We start from the raw sequence: 16,323 nt of genomic DNA, 5'->3' as shown, positions 1-16,323 counted from the left end.
CAAACCAACTGACCAGCAGAAGGGTCCGCAAGGGCAATCCCGCCGCATGACCGCGCTTATCTTCATCGCCAGATATGGGAAGCTTGCGCTGATCTGCGGCTTGCTGGCCGGGCTGCTGCTGCCGGGCCTCGCGCAGGTGCTGCGCTGGTGGATTCCGGAACTGGTGGCGCTGCTGTTGTTCCTGACCGCTTTTCGCATCGGCCCGGTTGATGCGCTTGCCAATCTGGGAGAGCTGGGCCGCACAGCTCTGGTGGTGCTGGTGCTGCAACTGGCGCTGCCGGTCGGGTTCCTGCTGATGCTGGGCCTGCTGGGCCTGCCGGTCACGCCCCTTGCTCTGGCGCTGGCGCTGGTCATGGCCGCGCCCTCGGTCACTGGGGCGGCAAATTTCGCAATCCTGCTGAATGGTGATCCTGCCCCGGCGCTGCGCCTGCTGATCCTTGGAACGGCGCTGCTGCCGCTGACCTGCATTCCCGTTTTCGCGCTGCTGCCCGGTTTCGGGGATATCGGTGATGTTCTGGCCGCCGCGCTGCGCCTGCTGATGGTCATTCTGGGGGCCGCCGCGCTGGGTTTTGCCCTGCGCCACTGGCGCGTGCCGGACCTGCCCGAGCAGGGCCGCAAGGCGATCGATGGCTTGACGATGATCGTGCTTGCCGTGGTGGTCATCGGGCTGATGTCCGCGATCCGCCCGGCGCTGGAAAGCGACCCGCTCGATCTGCTTCTTTGGGCAGGGGTCGCCTTTGCGCTGAATTTCGGCCTGCAGGGGCTGTCCTATGTCACGCTGCGCCGCAACGGGTATCCGGCTGCGGTGCCCACCTCCATCGTTGCGGGCAACCGAAATTTCGCGCTGTTCTTTGTTGCGCTCTCACCCGAGGCCACCGAACCGCTGCTGATCTTTCTGGGATGCTACCAGTTCCCCATGTATCTTACCCCGACCCTGCTGCGGAGGCTTTATGACCCACGCTGACGCATTTCCCCTGATCCGCCCGCTCGGGCTGGATGGCCTGCTGGTCAGTTTCTCCGACACGATGTCCGAGCCTGCCAATCGGGCGGCGCTTGCCTTTCGTGAAGCGGCCCGGCTGGATCTGCCCGATGGCGTGATCGAGACTTCGACTTCTCTGGCTTCGGCCTATTTCCGGTTCGATCCATTGACGCTGCCTCATAGCGAGCTGCGCGCGGCGCTTGAACATTTGCTTGACACGCGGGACTGGTACACCGCTCCTTTGCCGGAGGGCCGCAGGCTCTGGCGGGTGCCGACGGTTTACGGCACCGAACGGGCCCCGCAACTGGACGAGGCCGCCGCGCTGGCGGGGCTGTCGCCCGAGGAGGCGGTGCAAAGGCTCAGGGCGTCCCGCGTCCGGGTGCTGACCATCGGTTTCGCGCCGGGGCAGCCCTATCTGGGATCGCTCGGTCCCGAATTTGACATCCCCCGGCAGCAGGATCTGACGCCAACCGTGCCTGCGGGCGCGCTGGTTCTGGCGATCTCGCAATTTGTGCTGTTTTCCGGCGCTGCGCCCACTGGCTGGCGGCATGTAGGGCAGACTGCGTTTCGGTGTTTCCGTCCCGATCAGGAGCGCAGCTTCGCGCTGGCTCCGGGCGATGAGATGATATTCCCCTCCGTTTCGCCCGAGGAGTTCTCCGAGATCGAGGCGCGCGATCGTGACGGCAATGGCGGCGCAACGGTCGAGGAGATCACCGCATGAGCCTGATCGCCCACAGCATCGGCCCCGCTTGCACGATTCAGGATCAGGGACGACCGGGTTATCTGGATCAGGGCCTGTCCCGCTCGGGCGCGGCTGATCTGCTGGCGCTTCACGAAGGAGCCGCGCTGCTTGGTCAGCGTCCCGATTGCGCGGCGCTGGAAATGGCGGGGTTCGGTGGCACGTTCGAAGCGACGCAGGAGGTCAACATCGCGCTCACGGGCGCGCCGATGCAGGCCAGCATCGATGGTGCACAGGCTGCCTGGAATGCCTCGCATGTGTTGACCGGCGGGCAGGTGCTGACCGTCGGCGCGGCGCGGCAGGGCGTCTATGGCTATTTGCATCTGGCGGGTGGGATCGGTACAAAGCCTATGCTCGGCTCGCGTTCAGCTCATCTGACCGCAAAAGTCGGCAAGACGGTTGCGGCGGGGGACCTGCTGCCGACAGGTGCTGGTCATGGGCAGGCGGGCTTCAAGATCGGCAGCCCCGATCGTTTCACTGGCGGCACTTTGCGCGTCATCGCCAGCGTTCAGACCAGCCTGTTCAGCGCGGCAACGCTCGACCGGCTGGAAAGCACTGCCTTTCGCCGCGGTGCGCGCGCCAACCGGATGGGCATGCAACTGGACATGGAGGGGCAGGGATTTGCTGCCGAGGGGCAGTTGAACATCCTCTCCGAGGTTATCACGCCCGGCGACATTCAGATGACCGGCAGTGGCAATCCCTTCATTCTGCTGCCCGAATGCCAGACCACCGGCGGTTATCCAAGGATCGCCACGGTGATCCCCTGCGACCTGCCGCGCGCGGTGCAGGCCCCGGCTGGGGCATCGCTCCGGTTCCAGTTCGTGTCGCTCGAAGACGCTCTCGCCCTGCAGGCCGCGTTCGAGGCCGAACTGGCGCGTCTGCCCGGGCGCGTCGAACCACTGGTGCGCGATCCGCATGACATAGCCGATCTTCTGTCCTACCAACTTGTCAGCGGGGTGATCTCCGCCACCGATCAGGGAGACTAGACACATGACCTCAGTCGATCTCAACGCCGATATGGGCGAAAGTTTCGGCCCCTGGAAAATGGGCGATGATGAAAGCCTGCTCGACATCATCACCAGCGCCAACATCGCCTGTGGTTTTCATGCGGGCGATCCGGATGTGATGGCAAAGACCATGGCGCTGGCGGCGCGGAACGGGGTCGGCATCGGCGCGCATCCGGGCTTTGGCGACCTGCAGGGCTTTGGCCGCCGCCGCATGGTGCTGCCGCATGACAGCCTGCGCAATCTGGTGCGCTACCAGCTAGGCGCGGCGCGTGGCATGGCGCAGGCGCTCGGGACGCAGGTGCGACACCTGAAACTGCATGGGGCGCTGTCGAACATGGCCTGCACCGACTATGACATGGCACGCGCCTGCTATGAGGCCGCGCTAGAGGTTGATCCGGAGATCATCATCATGGTCCTAGCCGCCACAGAGATGGAGCGGGTCGTGCGTGATCTGGGCTGCTGCTGGGTGGGCGAGATTTTTGCCGATCGCGCCTATAATGACGATGGTACATTGGTGGACCGCTCGCTGCCCGGCGCGGTGATCCATGACCCTGATCTGGCAGGGCCGCGCATTCTGGAGATGGTGCGCGAAGGCGCGATCATCACCGAAAGCGGCAAACGTATCGAGACCTCGATCGACACGATCTGCCTGCATGGGGATACGCCGACGGCTGTGGCTCTGGCCCGTTCCGTCCGCCACTGCCTGACCGAAGGCGGGGTGGATGTGAAGATGTTTGGCGCATAGCGCTAAAAAAATGACGGCCACGTGGTGGGGCGTGGCCGTCAGGTCGTCATGTTACGGGTCTTGTTTGTTAGGAGGGCCCGATCATGAAACAGGTTACGTTGCGGGCCTGAAGCCTGCGGCAGGCCAGATCCGCCTGCTCGCGAGTCATGCCCTGAAAAGTCGCATCAAACCCTTTCGAGGATTGGTTGACCTTGCGCAGCGTACCATCCAGCGTCGACATCTCGGCCAGCGCGGTGCGCAGCAGGACCTTTTCGGCCTTATAGCGGGTGGTGTAGCGGCCCACATTGACGCCCCAGTGATGCCCGCCGGAGGTTGAAAGCCGCGTGACCACCTCAGGTTTCACCGCCTGTGTTTCCGCGTCGGTGGTGGCCTTTGCCAGGACCAGATTCTCCGGGCGCAGGGCCGGGCGGGTCGAGGAGGCGGGCGGCGGGGTTACGGTTTTCACGGTTTTCGACCCGACATCTGCGGCCACGATCGCGGCCGTGATGCCCGCCTGTATCCGGTCGCCATTCTGCTCGGCCGTCGTAGCCACTGCATCCGCGACCACAACTGTGCTTGCGCTTGGGCGCACACGCGGGCGCAGGCTCTTTTTGGGTGCGCCGGCCAAACGGATGGTCTTACCAGGGCTGGTATCGCCAAGGCCGGAATTGCCCGCATAGACCGGGCGGCTGGGCTTGCGGATCGGTGCGCGCGATGGCGCGCGGCGGAACCCCATATCGAGCAGTTCTGCCACTCGCGCATTGCGCGAGGCGGTCGATTGGCCGCCAAAGACGGTCGCAATGATGCGCTCATTGCCGCGCTTGGCCGAGGCAACAAGGTTGAACCCCGCCGCGCGGGTATAGCCGGTCTTGATCCCGTCGGCGCCTTTATAGGCGGCCAGCAGGCGGCGGTTGGTATTGTTCACGGTCTTGATTCCCGCATGGGTCGAGCGCCGCGAGAACAGATTATAATACTGCGGGTAATCATAGAGCATGTGACGGCCCAGCGTGGTCATGTCACGCGCCGTCGACAGATGCCCCTTTTCCGTCAGGCCATGAGCGTTCTTGAACGTGGTGCGTGTCATGCCCATTGCCTTGGCGGTCCGCGTCATGCGGCGGGCGAAAGCCGCCTCCGACCCGCTGATGGCGATCCCGATGGCCGTGGCCGCATCATTGGCCGATTTCACAGCCGCCGCCCGGATCAGATAGCGAAAGGCGATTTTTTGGCCCGAACGCAGCCCCAGTTTCGAAGGCGGCTCTGCCGCAGCGGCCTTGGGAATGCGCACCTTGGTGTCCAGATCAATCTCGCCGTTGCGCACCGCCTCGAACGCGATGTAGAGCGTCATCATCTTGGTCAGAGAGGCCGGATGCAGCCGCGTATCCGCGTTGCGGGAATGCAGAACCTCGCCGGTTCGCGCGTCGATTACCATGGCCGCGTAAGGCGCTGCCGCAACACTGAGCGGCAACAGCACACAGAGCCAAATCAGAGTGAGTATAATAAGGCCCCATCGGGCCGACTTCATCCGCCGAACCTGCACGATCATTTCTCTATCTGCCTCTGGCCGCCTGATTATTTCGGGCTGGCTCTGTTTGATAATTGCCCCAACGCTAACACAGCATCGGCGCGAAATAAACGGTGAGATTGGGCTGAGCGCAAAAAATGGGGCAAATGAGAAACCCATATCTTGTGGCTGACTCAGCCTTTTCCGCTAAGATTGGGATTGCCTAAAATTTGCTGCGCTTTCTTAATTTGCCCGGGTCATCCCACAGCACGCACCAGATCACAAAGCCCTGACAAATCGGGCAGTTCTCGGAACCGGGTTGCGTGTTGCGGGGTCTCGGCCCGTTCCAGATCCCACAGCAATGCGTGCGGCACGTGCACGCCCCAGCCTCCGGCCTCGATCGCGGGCACCACATCCGAGCGGATGGAATTGCCCACCATCATCGCATGTTCCGCGCCATCGCCATGGCGGGCGAAGACCTCCGAATAGATTGCGGGAGTTTTTTCCGACACGATCTCGACCGCGTCGAACAGTTCGCCCAGACCCGATTGCGCCAGCTTGCGCTCCTGATCCAGCAGATCGCCCTTGGTCACCAGCACCACCCGATGGGTCTTTGCAACCGCAGCGACCGCCTCGGCGGCATGGGGCAGCAACTCTATGGGATGGGCCAGCATCTCATGCCCCGCGTCGATCAGTTCCCGGATTGCAGATGCGGGCACCCGGTCTTCTGTCACCTCCAGCGCGGTTTCGATCATCGACAGGACAAAGCCTTTGATCCCATAGCCATAGCGCCCCAGATTGCGCCGCTCGGCGGCCAGCAGCCGGTCCATCAGGTGATTGCGCGCGGCATGATCCGCCAGCAGATCGGCGAACCGGTCCTGCGTCAGCTGGAAGAAGCGCTCGTTGTGCCAGAGCGTGTCGTCGGCGTCGAAACCGACCGTGGTCAGGTTGCGTGGCATGGGCTTCGTGTTCACGGGCTCTTTTCGAGGGTCGTAGAAACGTTATATAACCCCTCATGTGATTTCCAAGCGAGAGCGGATTCTCTGCACCATGCAGCCTTTTCTGGTAACAATGTCGAATGACCCGGACGATGAATCGGGCACCTCGATTCTGGTCGAAACCCGGCCAAAGACTCAGCGCCCGCCGCTCTATAAAGTGCTGCTGCTCAATGATGACTACACCCCGATGGAATTTGTGGTGCATGTGCTGGAGCGGTTCTTCGGCATGACCCACGCGCAAGCCTTCGAGGTGATGCTGACCGTCCACAAGAAGGGTGTTGCCGTTGTCGGTGTGTTCAGCCACGAAATCGCCGAGACCAAGGTGGGTCAGGTGATGGATTTCGCCCGCCGTCATCAGCATCCGCTGCAATGCACCATGGAAAAAGAGGAATGAGGCGGTTGACCGCCCCGGCCTCAAGGCGCAGGCTCACCCGCACCATTTGGTGACGGCGCAGGATCGACTCACGCGATGTCAATACGTCTAGACCTTGCCCGCGACAGCGGGCTGACGCTGTCCGATGCGCTGTCGGTGTTGCTGCCCACACCAGCGCAGGACTTGTCCGATCTGCCCCGGACCACCGAGATGGTGCAGCCCTTCAAGCCGTTTCACGACCATTTTGCGGATCAGGGATTTCGCTGTGCCCATGCCAGCGATGCGCGCTGCGATGACGTGATCCTGTTCCTCCCGCGTGCCAAGACGCAGGCACGGGGCTTTCTACATCAGGCCTGCCAGCGCGCCAGCGGCAGGGTTGTAGTGGACGGGGCCAAGACCGACGGCATCGACAGCCTGCTCAAGGAGGTGCGCAAGCGGGTGCCGGTTGAGGGGCCGATCTCCAAGGCGCATGGCAAGATCTTCTGGTTTGCCGCCGACGCGCAGGCGTTTTCTGACTGGGCCATGTCCGACATGGCGCTGGTCGGTGGTTACCGGACCGTGCCCGGCGTGTTTTCCTCGGACGGGATCGATCCGGCATCGGAGTTACTGATCGCCGCCATGCCGGATCGCCCCGGTGGGCGGATTGCGGATCTGGGGGCCGGGTGGGGCTATCTCTCGTCGCGGCTTCTGGAACGCGAGGGGGTGTACTCCATCGATCTGGTCGAGGCCGATCATGCCGCGCTGGAGTGCGCACGCCACAACGTTTCCGATCCGCGCGCGCGGTTTCACTGGGCCGATGCGCTGCGCTGGGCAGCGCCTGAGCCGGAGGATACCGTCGTCATGAACCCGCCCTTCCACACTTCGCGCGCTGCCGACCCCGCGCTGGGCCGTGGTTTTATCGCTGCTGCGGCGCGTGCGCTTGCGCCCAATGGTCAGCTTTGGATGGTGGCGAACCGCCATCTGCCCTATGAGGCCGCGCTGGAGGCGCATTTCAACCGGTTCGAAGAGCTTGGCGGCGATGCCCGGTTCAAGATTTTCAACGCCAGCCGCCCGCGCCGCCGGGTTGGGGCATCCTAGGTCAGAGCGGGAGAAACAGATGTCCTATTCCATTGCCGGAAAGACCGCCATCGTCACCGGTGGTGCCGCTGGCATCGGCCTCGCCATTGGTCGCCATTTCGCGGACAAGGGCGCCAATGTCGTGTTTGCCGACATGGATGAAAAGCGCCTCGCCTCGGAGCTGGGCGAAAATGGCGAGGCCGAGAATATCCGCTACTTTGCAGGCGATCTGCGCGAGAGGCTGACGCTAGCCAATCTGTTGTCGGCCTCGCTGGACGCGTTCGATCAGATCGACATTCTGGTCAACGGCGCGCGGCAGGTGGTGCCCACCGATCCGCTCGACATGGATGACGATTCCACACAAGCTTTGCTGAACCAGAACCTGATGCCCGCCTTGCGGCTGAGCCAATTGGTGGCCAAGCGGATGATCAAACAGGCCGGTGACAACGAAGACGCACGACAGGCAGGGGCGATCATCAACCTGTCCTCAGTGGCCGCACGGCGCACCCATCCGAACTTGCTGGCCTATTCCGTCTCGACCGCGGCGCTTGATCAGATGACCCGCTCCCTCGCCGTGGCCATGGCGCCGCACCATATCCGTGTGAACGCCATCGCGCTGGGCTCGATCATGAGCGCGTCGCTGCAATCCACACTCAAGGACAATCGCGAATACCGCCGCGACATCGAGAATCACACGCCGCTTGGCCGGATTGCCGCTGCGACCGAACTGGCCGAGGCGGCGCAGTTTCTGGCCTCTGAGGCGTCGGGTTTCATGACCGGTCAGATCATGACCTTGGATGGCGGCCGCACCCTGCTTGATCCGGTTGAGGCCCCGGCCCACTGACATGTTGAAAAAGGACAACCAATGACCCAAGCGATGGAGGCCCAAAAAGCGCAGGCCGCCGCGTGGTTTCGCCAGTTGCGCGACCAGATCGTTACCGCGTTCGAAACGCTTGAGGATAACCACGCCGAAGGCCCGCTTTCGGATGCCGAGGCGGGCCGGTTTGAGGTGACGAAGACACAGCGTTCTTCAGAGGATGGCTCGGATGCGGGCGGCGGGTTGATGTCGGTGATGCGCGGCGGGCGTGTGTTTGAAAAGGTCGGCGTGAATGTCTCCGAGGTCTATGGCACCCTGTCGGAGCGGGCACAGTCAGCAATGGCGGCGCGCAAGGGGCTGCCGGGGATGAAGGACGATCCGCGCTTCTGGGCCTCGGGGATTTCGCTGGTGGCGCATATGCAGAACCCCCATGTGCCCGCGGTGCATATGAACACGCGGATGTTCTGGACCCCGCATGCGTGGTGGTTCGGCGGCGGGTCCGACCTCAACCCCTGTATCGAGTATGACGAAGACACCGCGCATTTCCACGACACCCAGAAGGCGCATCTGGACCGGCATGGAACCGGGCATTATCCGCGCCTGAAGGACTGGGCCGATGAGTATTTCTATATCCCCCACCGCAAACGCGCGCGCGGTGTGGGCGGTATCTTCATGGATGATTATTGCACTGGTGACTGGGATGCGGATTTCGCCCTGACCCAGGATATCGGCCGCGCCTTCCTGCCCGCCTTTGTGCCCCTTGTCGAAAAACGGCGGGTGCAGCCATGGTCGGAGCCTGACAAAGAGGTGCAGTACCGGCACCGGGGCCTTTATGCCGAATACAACCTCGTCTATGACCGGGGTACGAAATTCGGGTTGGAGACAGGCCACGATCCCGATGCGGTGCTGATGAGCCTGCCGCCGATTGCGAAATGGTACTAGGCTGAGCGCCACCCGGCTTCGCGCATCGCCGCGCCATAGCTGGGGGCCATGTTCATCTGCGTGCCATAACCTTTGGCCAGCAGCAGCTTGTGCAGCCTCGGTAGGTTGTAGCAGGGCACATGCATGATCATGTGGTGTTCAAGGTGGTAGTTGACCCAGTAGGGGGCCACAAACAGCCGCGCCAATGGTCCGGCCAGCGTGGTGCGCACATTTCGGAACGGGTCGTCGGATTGCTCGGTGGCACCATGTTCGGCGATATTGCGCACGCGCAGGACGAACTGGAACCAGGTCAGATAGGGCAGCAGCCAGAAGGCCAGCCCCCACCACCAGTCGCCAACCAGCCCCAAGACCACCATCACCACCAGAAAGACCGGCACCGTGACCCAGAAATGCAAGCTCTTGAAGCTTTGCGCAAAATCGGCTTCCGCCGCTTCGATCGCCTCATGATCCCCCGCCATGCGGAGCGCCATGGCGATCTGGCCCACCAGTTGTTTCACCCCGGTCTGCCCGGTCAGATCCCGCGTGAATTTGCGCCGCATCGAGGCATGCGAGGTCGGGAATTTCGACGATAGCGGCAGGTCGGGGTCCTTGTCGGACTGGGTAAAGCGGTGATGGGTCAGGTGATAGCGCCGATAGGCGCTGAGGTCAGCCAGAATGGGCCGCGCGCAGAGCCATGTGGCGACAAAATCATTGAGGCGCTGGCGCTGGAACAAGGCGTTATGCGCAGCCTCATGCATCAGGATCGCGAGCCCGAGCTGTCGTGATCCCACAATCATTACCGCAAGAAAGAAGGTCAGCGGATTGGGCCAAAGACCGAACAAAGCGAGCGCCAGCGCGATGGTGCCCCAGCAATGCAGCACCAGCCAGGCTCCCCTGATATCCGACCGCTCGGCCAGCGGGCGGATTTCGTCAGATGTCAGATATGTCTTTCCCGGAGTCATGGCGGGCCACCTCCCTATGCGAAGTGTCCCAGAGAGGACGGGGCTCTGTCAAACAGGCCGTGGCGTCAGTCGCGCCATTCGAAAAAGCCCGGCCCCGCCTGTTTCAGCATATCCGACGCCATGTCGCGGCCCAGCTCTGCCCCATCCGCGATCGCGCAGGATCGCTCTTCGGACACGTCCTCGGAACCATCGGGGCGCAGGACCTGACCGCGCAGGCGCAGGGTGTCGCCGTCGATCTCGGCCAACCCGGCAATCGGCGTTTCGCAGGACCCGTCGAGCGCCGCCAGAAAGGCCCGTTCGGCGGCCAGCCTGTGTTTGGTTTCGCTGTGATGAATGCGGGCCAGCAAGTCGCCAGCGCGCGCGTCATCGCCGCGCCGCTCGATCCCGATGGCCCCTTGTGCGATGGCGGGCAGCATGTCGTCTGGTGAGATCGGGGTCGCCGGCACCTCACTCATGTCCAGCCGGTTCAATCCGGCCAGCGCCAGAAAGGTGCATTCGGCCACGCCTTCGGAGAGTTTGCGCAGGCGGGTCTGCACATTGCCCCGGAACTCCACCACGTTCAGATCGGGACGCCGGTTCAGCAACTGGGCGCGGCGGCGCAGCGACGAGGTCCCGACAACGGCCCCCTCGGCCAGATCATCCAGCGTAGTCAGCCCCGGAGAGATGAAGGCATCACGTACATCCTCGCGCGGCAGGAACGTATCCAGCACCAGACCTTCGGGCTGTGCGACCGGCATGTCCTTGGTCGAGTGCACCGCGATGTCGATATCGCCGCGCAGCATCGCCTCTTCGATCTCTTTGGTGAACAGGCCCTTGTTGCCGATCTCTTTCAGCGGGCGATCCGCGTCGATCAGTTTGCGATTGTCGCCGCTGGTCATGATCACGGTGATCTCGAACGCATCATGCGGCAACTCATGGGCCTTGGCGAGGCGATCGCGGGTTTCATAGGCTTGCGCCAGCGCAAGCGGCGAACCGCGCGTGCCGATTTTCAGAGGGTCGGACGGAGAGGGCAGTGCATGTGTCATGGCGCACAGCTTTAGTCGCGTCACTTTGCCCTGACAACGGGGGAATGCTTGACAAATTGCCGCTCAGCATAGACCGGTGTGGCGCAATCAGAATTGGGGGCAGGCATGGCTGAGACAAAAACGATACTGCGCGCCTTGGCGGGCGAGGTTCAGGACGTGCCGCCGATCTGGATGATGCGGCAGGCGGGGCGGTATTTGCCCGAGTATCGCGCCACCCGCGCGCAGGCCGGAGATTTTCTGTCGCTGTGCTACAATCCCGACCTGGCCGCCGAGGTCACGTTGCAGCCGATCCGCCGCTACGGCTTCGATGCGGCGATCCTGTTTGCCGACATCCTGCTGGTGCCACAGGCGCTGGGCGCTGATCTGTGGTTTGTGACGGGCGAGGGGCCGCGGCTGTCGACCATCACCACCCAGGCAGAGTTCGATGCGCTCAAACCGGCGATGGATATTCACGAGACCCTGTCCCCGATCTATGAGACCGTCCGCATCCTGTCGCGTGAATTGCCGTCCGAGACCACGCTGATCGGGTTCGCGGGCGCGCCCTGGACAGTCGCGACCTATATGATCGCGGGTCGTGGGACGCCCGATCAGGGCCCGGCCCATGCGCTGCGGCTGGAAAACCCGGCGCTGTTTGATGCGCTGATCAGCCGGATCACGGCGGCGACCATCGACTATCTGTCGATGCAGATCGAAGCCGGGGCTGAGGTGGTGAAGATTTTCGACAGCTGGGCCGGTTCACTGCCCGATGACGCGTTCGAGAAATACGCGGTCGAGCCGACCCGCGCGATCACCCGCGCGCTGAAAGAGCGCCATCCCGGCATCCCGATCATCGGCTTCCCGCGTGAGGCTGGCGCGCATTATGTGGGCTTTGCACGCGAAACCGGCGTTGATTGTGTGGCGCTGGACAATTCCGCCGACCCGGATTGGGCGGCGCGTCATGTGCAGGTCGATGGCTGTGTGCAGGGCAATCTGGCCTCGCGCCACATGGTGACGGGCGGGCAGGCGCTGGTGGATGAGACCCGGCAGATCGTGCAGGCGTTTTCCAAGGGGCCGCATATCTTCAATCTTGGCCATGGCATCACGCCGGATGCCGATCCCGAGAATGTGCAACTGATGATCGACACGGTGCGCGGCGGCTGACGCGCCTCATAGCTTGGCGGCGAATTCGGCGCGAATCTCGTCGCTGTGCGCGCCGCGTTGAGGGGCGGGCTTCGGCGACGTCTTCTGGCCATCAAAACGCGGCGCGGGTGCGGCCTGCAAAATACCGTCCATCTCATGCCAGGTGTGGCGATGCTGGTTTGCGGGATGGGACATGGCCTCGTCCGGGCTCAGAACCGGCGCAACGCAGGCATCGCTGCCCGCAAACAGATCAGCCCAATAGTCGCGGCTCTGCTGGCCAAAGATCGCGCCGAGCCGTTCGTTCAGACGGGGCCAGAGGGTGCGGTCGAATTGCCGGGCAAAATCCGGGTCCTCGGCCAGATTGAGACGGGCCAGAAATTGCCGGTAGAATTTCGGCTCAAGACACTGCACCGAGATATAACCGCCGTCACCGCAGCGATAGGTCCGGCTCCAATGCGGGCCGTCAAGCAGGCTTTCGCCGCGTTTCTGAGACAGGTTTCCCGATTGCCGTAAGCTCATCAGCAGGTTCATCATATGCGCTGAGCCGTCATAGATCGCGGCATCGACCACCGTGCCGCTGCCACTTGCCCGTGCCTTCAGCAGCCCGGCCACCAGCCCCGCCACCAGATACATCGCGCCCCCACCGATATCGCCCACCAGCGTGGCTGGCGTGAGCGGGAGGTCCCCCGGCGCGGAAGCATACCAGAGAGCACCCGAGAGCCCGATATAGTTCAGGTCATGCCCGGCAGCAGCGGCCAGCGGTCCATCCTGCCCCCAGCCGGTCATGCGGCCATAGACCAGGCCTGGATTGCGGGCATGGCAGGTCTCCGGGCCGAGCCCCAGGTTTTCCATCACACCCGGACGGAACCCTTCGATCAACGCGTCAGAACCGGCGACGATGCACAGAGCGGTCTCACGGTCGTCCGGGTCCTTGAGGTCCAGTTCAATCGAGCGTTTGCCGCGATCCAGCAGTGACCTGTCCGGCTGGCCCGGACTGGGCGGGCCGCCCTTGCGGTGAATGACGATCACATCGGCGCCCAGATCGGCCAGCGTCATGGCGGCGAAAGGGGCGGGGCCGAGCCCTTCGAATTCCACGATCCGTATCCCATCGAGCATTGGCGCCCCCTGTTCCTTTGGGCCTACCGTGGAACATTGATGCGCCGCCGCGCAAGCCTGCGCGATTTCTGCTGTTCGCGCAGGAACACGAACAGACCCGCGCCCATGATCAGGATCATACCGATCCAGACCTCAAGATCGGGCAGTTCCGCCCAGATCAGCCAGCCCCAGAACACCGCCATCGGCAGCCCCACATATTCAAAGGGCGAGACGGTGGCGGCATCGGCCAGCCGGTAGGCCTGGCTCAGAGAATATCCGATCACAGCGACATTCATGCCAAGCAGCAGCAGGTAGATCCAGTCGCCGTCATCGGGCCAAACCCACGCCCGAAACAAGAAAAGCAGGCTGGGGTCCTCGATACCTTCGGCAAAGCGCCCGTCACCGGCGATCAGGTAGAATCCCAGGCAAACGAGTATGAACACGAGCTGAATATAAAAGGCCAGAGCCGACGCTTTGGTTGTCACGCCAAGTTTGCGCGTCATCACTTGCAGTAAGGCATAGGTCAGGGCTGCGATCAGGGGCAGCAGCAGCACCAGACGGTTGGCCACCAGCGCTTCACCGCTTTCCCACGGGCGCTGCATGATGAGCACGCCGACAAAGCCGACCAGAACCGCGCCAGTGCGCAGCGGCCCGACCTTTTCCCGCAGAATCGGGACCGACAGCAAGGTGATGAAGAGCGGCGCGACGAAAAACATCGCTGTCACATCAGCCAGCGGCATCACCGCCAAGGCCAGAAAGAAGCTCATGTTCGAAATCACCACCATCAGCCCGCGCAGCAGATGCAGCAGCGGCTGCCGGGTCCTGAGGATTCCGAACCCGCCTTCATATTGCACCATCACCAGCGTGAACATGATCCCGATCGAGGCGCGAAACATCACGATCTGATGCAGCGGGTAGTCGCCCGACAACTGTTTGATGATCATGTCGTTGATCGAAATGCAGATCATGCCAACAACAATGCAGGCAATCCCGGCGGCGGGCCGGCTCTGGGCCAATGTCTCCATGTGGTGCTCCTCCGGCGGGCCGTGAATTTGCGCGCCTGATATCCTCCGGGGTATCAGAGCGAGCCGCGCTGTCCATAAGTATTGCGACCGGATGTGTCGCAACTCTCGAACCATCTGCGCGGCCTTGCAGAGTTTTTTGTGCATTTGCGCTCTGTTGCAGCGCTCCGTCGCGCGATAGGATCGCCCGCGCAACAGGGGCAGTACATGACCACAATTCTCTCGATAACGGACCTCAGAAAATCCTATGCGGACGGTTTTGAGGCCCTGAAAGGTGTCTCGCTGGACATTGAAGAGGGCGAGATACTCGCCCTGCTGGGGCCTAACGGGGCGGGCAAGACCACCCTGATCTCGACGATTTGCGGCATTACCATGCCGAGTTCGGGGTATGTGAGCGTTGGTGGCCATGACATTCTGAACGATTACCGCGCTGCGCGGCGGATGATCGGTCTTGTGCCACAGGAAATCGCGCTGGAACCGTTCGAAAAGGTGCAGAACACTGTGCGCCTGTCGCGCGGCCTGTTCGGGCTAGGGCGCGACGATGCCAAGATTGAGGATATTCTGCGCAAGCTGTCGCTCTGGGACAAGCGCAAGAACGCGGTCAAGGAGCTCTCGGGCGGTATGAAGCGCCGGGTGCTGATCGCGAAGGCGCTGGCGCATGAGCCGCGCATCCTGTTTCTGGACGAGCCCACTGCCGGGGTCGATGTCGAACTGCGCAAGGACATGTGGGAGATCGTGCGCGAGCTCAAGGAAAACGGTGTCACGATCATCCTGACCACGCACTACATCGAAGAGGCCGAGGCCATTGCTGATCGGGTCGGTGTGATCAACGGCGGCGAATTGCTGCTGGTTGAGGATAAGGACAACCTGATGGCGCAGATGGGCAGGAAGCATATCGAAGTGATGCTGACCGAACCCGTCGATGCGATCCCCGACGCGCTGAAACAGTATGACCTGACCCTGAACGGGGCAGGGAATGCGTTTGTCTATTCCTATGACATCCACGGCGAGCGCACCGGCATCACCTCGCTTTTGAACGATGTGGCTAAGGCCGGTCTGGTCTTGCGTGATGTGCAGACACGGCAGAGCAGCCTCGAAGAGATTTTCGTCAACCTCGTGTCAGGAGAGCAGGCATGAACTGGGCCGCCGTCGCCGCCATCTACCGTTTCGAGATGGCGCGGTTTTTCCGCACGCTGGCGCAGAGCTTTTTCTCGCCGGTCCTGTCGACCTCGCTGTATTTCATCGTCTTCGGCACCGCCATCGGCAGCCGAATTGAGACGATCGAGGGCGTGTCTTATGGTGCCTTCATCGTGCCGGGGCTGATTATGCTGTCGGTGGTGACGCTGGCGATCTCGAACGCGTCCTTCGGCATCTACTTCCCGAAGTTCCTGGGCACGATCTATGAGGTTCTGTCCGCGCCCATCAACTTTCTCGAAATTGTGATCGGGTATGTCGGGGCCGCTGCGACGAAGGCATTGTTCGTGGGTCTGGTGATCCTGGTGACCGCCACATTCTTTGTCGATATCCGGGTCGAGCATCCCATCGCCATGGCGGCGTTTCTGATCCTGACCTGTCTCAGTTTTGCGTTGCTGGGCTTCATCATCGGCATCTGGGCCAGTAATTTCGAACAGATGTCGCTGATCCCGCAACTGGTGATCACGCCGCTGATCTTTCTGGGCGGGACGTTCTATTCGATCACCATGCTGCCGCCGGTCTGGCAGACCATCACCCTGTTCAATCCGGTGGTCTATCTGGTCTCGGGTTTCCGATGGTCGTTTTACGGCCTTGCGGATGTGCCGATCTTTTTCAGCCTGCTGGCAATCGGCGCCTTTACCGGTATTTGCCTTGCCATCATCTGGTGGATATTCAAGACTGGCTGGCGCATCCGCAGTTAGGAGCCCGTTGCAAATATGCCCGCCCGGCCCGTGAAACGCGCCCTTGCACCATTTCTCTGCGGCAGCGTGCCTTGTCTGCGACGAGACGGC

Annotated in this window: 17 protein-coding genes; 11 read left to right on the top strand and 6 right to left on the bottom strand. The window is 62.5% G+C overall.

The features are described from left to right. Nucleotides 1-46: 46 nt before the first annotated feature. The 4 genes from Q5Y75_RS09995 to Q5Y75_RS09980 are packed head-to-tail and all read left to right on the top strand — an operon-like array spanning nt 47 to nt 3,470. On the top strand, nt 47-964 hold the full coding sequence (locus Q5Y75_RS09995; RefSeq protein WP_306196839.1) for a hypothetical protein: 918 nt from the start codon (nt 47-49) through the stop codon (nt 962-964). Beyond that, a complete protein-coding gene (locus Q5Y75_RS09990; protein ID WP_306196837.1) occupies nt 951-1,700 on the top strand; it encodes a 5-oxoprolinase subunit B family protein in 750 nt (249 codons plus the stop codon). The genes Q5Y75_RS09995 and Q5Y75_RS09990 overlap by 14 nt, the downstream gene beginning before the upstream one ends. Continuing rightward, nucleotides 1,697-2,704, top strand: coding sequence for a 5-oxoprolinase subunit C family protein (locus tag Q5Y75_RS09985; RefSeq protein WP_306196836.1), 1,008 nt, complete (start codon nt 1,697-1,699; stop codon nt 2,702-2,704). The genes Q5Y75_RS09990 and Q5Y75_RS09985 overlap by 4 nt, the downstream gene beginning before the upstream one ends. A 4-nt stretch (nt 2,705-2,708) precedes the next feature. Continuing rightward, nucleotides 2,709-3,470: a LamB/YcsF family protein gene (locus Q5Y75_RS09980; protein WP_306196835.1), complete on the top strand. Its 762-nt coding sequence runs from the start codon at nt 2,709-2,711 to the stop codon at nt 3,468-3,470. Nucleotides 3,471-3,537: 67 nt separating this feature from the next. Here Q5Y75_RS09980 and Q5Y75_RS09975 read toward each other — a convergent pair whose 3' ends face one another. Both Q5Y75_RS09975 and Q5Y75_RS09970 read right to left on the bottom strand, forming a co-directional pair. After that, entirely contained in the window at nt 3,538-4,992 is a 1,455-nt protein-coding gene (locus Q5Y75_RS09975; RefSeq protein ID WP_306196833.1) for a D-alanyl-D-alanine carboxypeptidase family protein, read from the bottom strand. Between the two features lie 215 nt (nt 4,993-5,207). After that, on the bottom strand, nt 5,208-5,909 hold the full coding sequence (locus Q5Y75_RS09970) for an HAD family hydrolase (protein ID WP_306197248.1): 702 nt from the start codon (nt 5,907-5,909) through the stop codon (nt 5,208-5,210). A 91-nt stretch (nt 5,910-6,000) separates the two neighbouring features. Between Q5Y75_RS09970 and clpS the strand changes: the two genes are divergently transcribed. The 4 genes from clpS to hemF all read left to right on the top strand — a co-directional run bounded on the left by clpS (nt 6,001) and on the right by hemF (nt 9,136). Next, entirely contained in the window at nt 6,001-6,342 is a 342-nt protein-coding gene (gene clpS, locus Q5Y75_RS09965; protein WP_306196831.1) for an ATP-dependent Clp protease adapter ClpS, read from the top strand. A 75-nt stretch (nt 6,343-6,417) separates the two neighbouring features. Further along, a complete protein-coding gene (locus tag Q5Y75_RS09960; protein ID WP_306196829.1) occupies nt 6,418-7,398 on the top strand; it encodes a class I SAM-dependent methyltransferase in 981 nt (326 codons plus the stop codon). A gap of 19 nt (nt 7,399-7,417) precedes the next feature. Continuing rightward, nucleotides 7,418-8,221: an SDR family NAD(P)-dependent oxidoreductase gene (locus tag Q5Y75_RS09955; RefSeq protein WP_306196828.1), complete on the top strand. Its 804-nt coding sequence runs from the start codon at nt 7,418-7,420 to the stop codon at nt 8,219-8,221. A gap of 21 nt (nt 8,222-8,242) precedes the next feature. Next, nucleotides 8,243-9,136 carry an oxygen-dependent coproporphyrinogen oxidase gene (hemF, locus tag Q5Y75_RS09950; RefSeq protein ID WP_306196826.1) on the top strand — a complete coding sequence of 298 codons (894 nt, stop codon included), beginning with the start codon at nt 8,243-8,245 and terminating at the stop codon, nt 9,134-9,136. On the opposite strand, the gene Q5Y75_RS09945 is transcribed toward hemF, so the two are convergent. Further along, complete coding sequence (locus tag Q5Y75_RS09945) at nt 9,133-10,077, bottom strand: fatty acid desaturase family protein (RefSeq protein ID WP_306196824.1); 945 nt, start codon at nt 10,075-10,077, stop codon at nt 9,133-9,135. The genes hemF and Q5Y75_RS09945 overlap by 4 nt on opposite strands. A gap of 65 nt (nt 10,078-10,142) precedes the next feature. Then, nucleotides 10,143-11,102 (bottom strand): hydroxymethylbilane synthase, encoded by a 960-nt coding sequence (hemC, locus tag Q5Y75_RS09940; protein ID WP_306196822.1) that lies wholly within the window; start codon nt 11,100-11,102, stop codon nt 10,143-10,145. A gap of 105 nt (nt 11,103-11,207) precedes the next feature. Between hemC and hemE the strand changes: the two genes are divergently transcribed. Then, nucleotides 11,208-12,242 (top strand): uroporphyrinogen decarboxylase, encoded by a 1,035-nt coding sequence (gene hemE, locus Q5Y75_RS09935; RefSeq protein ID WP_306196820.1) that lies wholly within the window; start codon nt 11,208-11,210, stop codon nt 12,240-12,242. 6 nt (nt 12,243-12,248) lie between these two features. Here hemE and Q5Y75_RS09930 read toward each other — a convergent pair whose 3' ends face one another. After that, nucleotides 12,249-13,337, bottom strand: a complete 1,089-nt coding sequence (locus Q5Y75_RS09930; protein ID WP_306196818.1) for a CaiB/BaiF CoA transferase family protein — start codon at nt 13,335-13,337, stop codon at nt 12,249-12,251. Between the two features lie 23 nt (nt 13,338-13,360). Continuing rightward, entirely contained in the window at nt 13,361-14,341 is a 981-nt protein-coding gene (locus Q5Y75_RS09925) for a DMT family transporter (RefSeq protein ID WP_306196816.1), read from the bottom strand. A gap of 204 nt (nt 14,342-14,545) precedes the next feature. On the opposite strand from Q5Y75_RS09925, the gene Q5Y75_RS09920 reads away from it, so the two are divergent. Both Q5Y75_RS09920 and Q5Y75_RS09915 read left to right on the top strand, forming a co-directional pair. After that, nucleotides 14,546-15,475, top strand: a complete 930-nt coding sequence (locus Q5Y75_RS09920) for an ABC transporter ATP-binding protein (RefSeq protein WP_306196814.1) — start codon at nt 14,546-14,548, stop codon at nt 15,473-15,475. Further along, nucleotides 15,472-16,233 (top strand): ABC transporter permease, encoded by a 762-nt coding sequence (locus tag Q5Y75_RS09915; RefSeq protein ID WP_306196812.1) that lies wholly within the window; start codon nt 15,472-15,474, stop codon nt 16,231-16,233. The genes Q5Y75_RS09920 and Q5Y75_RS09915 overlap by 4 nt, the downstream gene beginning before the upstream one ends. Nucleotides 16,234-16,323: the final 90 nt, after the last annotated feature.

It is taken from the genome of Ruegeria discodermiae, from assembly GCF_030758345.1.
Classification (GTDB): domain Bacteria; phylum Pseudomonadota; class Alphaproteobacteria; order Rhodobacterales; family Rhodobacteraceae; genus Ruegeria_C.
Note: the sequence above shows the minus strand (reverse complement) of the source record. Positions and strands in the feature narration are given on the sequence as shown.

Bases quoted from the DNA above. Each gene is read 5' to 3' on its own strand.
- Q5Y75_RS09990 (WP_306196837.1), top strand. From the start codon at position 951: ATGACCCACGCTGACGCATTTCCCCTGATCCGCCCGCTCGGGCTGGAT.
- Q5Y75_RS09960 (WP_306196829.1), top strand. From the start codon at position 6,418: ATGTCAATACGTCTAGACCTTGCCCGCGACAGCGGGCTGACGCTGTCC.
- Q5Y75_RS09985 (WP_306196836.1), top strand. From the start codon at position 1,697: ATGAGCCTGATCGCCCACAGCATCGGCCCCGCTTGCACGATTCAGGAT.
- Q5Y75_RS09955 (WP_306196828.1), top strand. From the start codon at position 7,418: ATGTCCTATTCCATTGCCGGAAAGACCGCCATCGTCACCGGTGGTGCC.
- Q5Y75_RS09915 (WP_306196812.1), top strand. From the start codon at position 15,472: ATGAACTGGGCCGCCGTCGCCGCCATCTACCGTTTCGAGATGGCGCGG.
- Q5Y75_RS09945 (WP_306196824.1), bottom strand. From the start codon at position 10,077: ATGACTCCGGGAAAGACATATCTGACATCTGACGAAATCCGCCCGCTG.
- clpS (WP_306196831.1), top strand. From the start codon at position 6,001: ATGCAGCCTTTTCTGGTAACAATGTCGAATGACCCGGACGATGAATCG.
- hemC (WP_306196822.1), bottom strand. From the start codon at position 11,102: ATGACACATGCACTGCCCTCTCCGTCCGACCCTCTGAAAATCGGCACG.
- hemF (WP_306196826.1), top strand. From the start codon at position 8,243: ATGACCCAAGCGATGGAGGCCCAAAAAGCGCAGGCCGCCGCGTGGTTT.
- Q5Y75_RS09925 (WP_306196816.1), bottom strand. From the start codon at position 14,341: ATGGAGACATTGGCCCAGAGCCGGCCCGCCGCCGGGATTGCCTGCATT.
- hemE (WP_306196820.1), top strand. From the start codon at position 11,208: ATGGCTGAGACAAAAACGATACTGCGCGCCTTGGCGGGCGAGGTTCAG.
- Q5Y75_RS09920 (WP_306196814.1), top strand. From the start codon at position 14,546: ATGACCACAATTCTCTCGATAACGGACCTCAGAAAATCCTATGCGGAC.
- Q5Y75_RS09970 (WP_306197248.1), bottom strand. From the start codon at position 5,909: ATGCCACGCAACCTGACCACGGTCGGTTTCGACGCCGACGACACGCTC.
- Q5Y75_RS09995 (WP_306196839.1), top strand. From the start codon at position 47: ATGACCGCGCTTATCTTCATCGCCAGATATGGGAAGCTTGCGCTGATC.
- Q5Y75_RS09930 (WP_306196818.1), bottom strand. From the start codon at position 13,337: ATGCTCGATGGGATACGGATCGTGGAATTCGAAGGGCTCGGCCCCGCC.
- Q5Y75_RS09975 (WP_306196833.1), bottom strand. From the start codon at position 4,992: ATGATCGTGCAGGTTCGGCGGATGAAGTCGGCCCGATGGGGCCTTATT.
- Q5Y75_RS09980 (WP_306196835.1), top strand. From the start codon at position 2,709: ATGACCTCAGTCGATCTCAACGCCGATATGGGCGAAAGTTTCGGCCCC.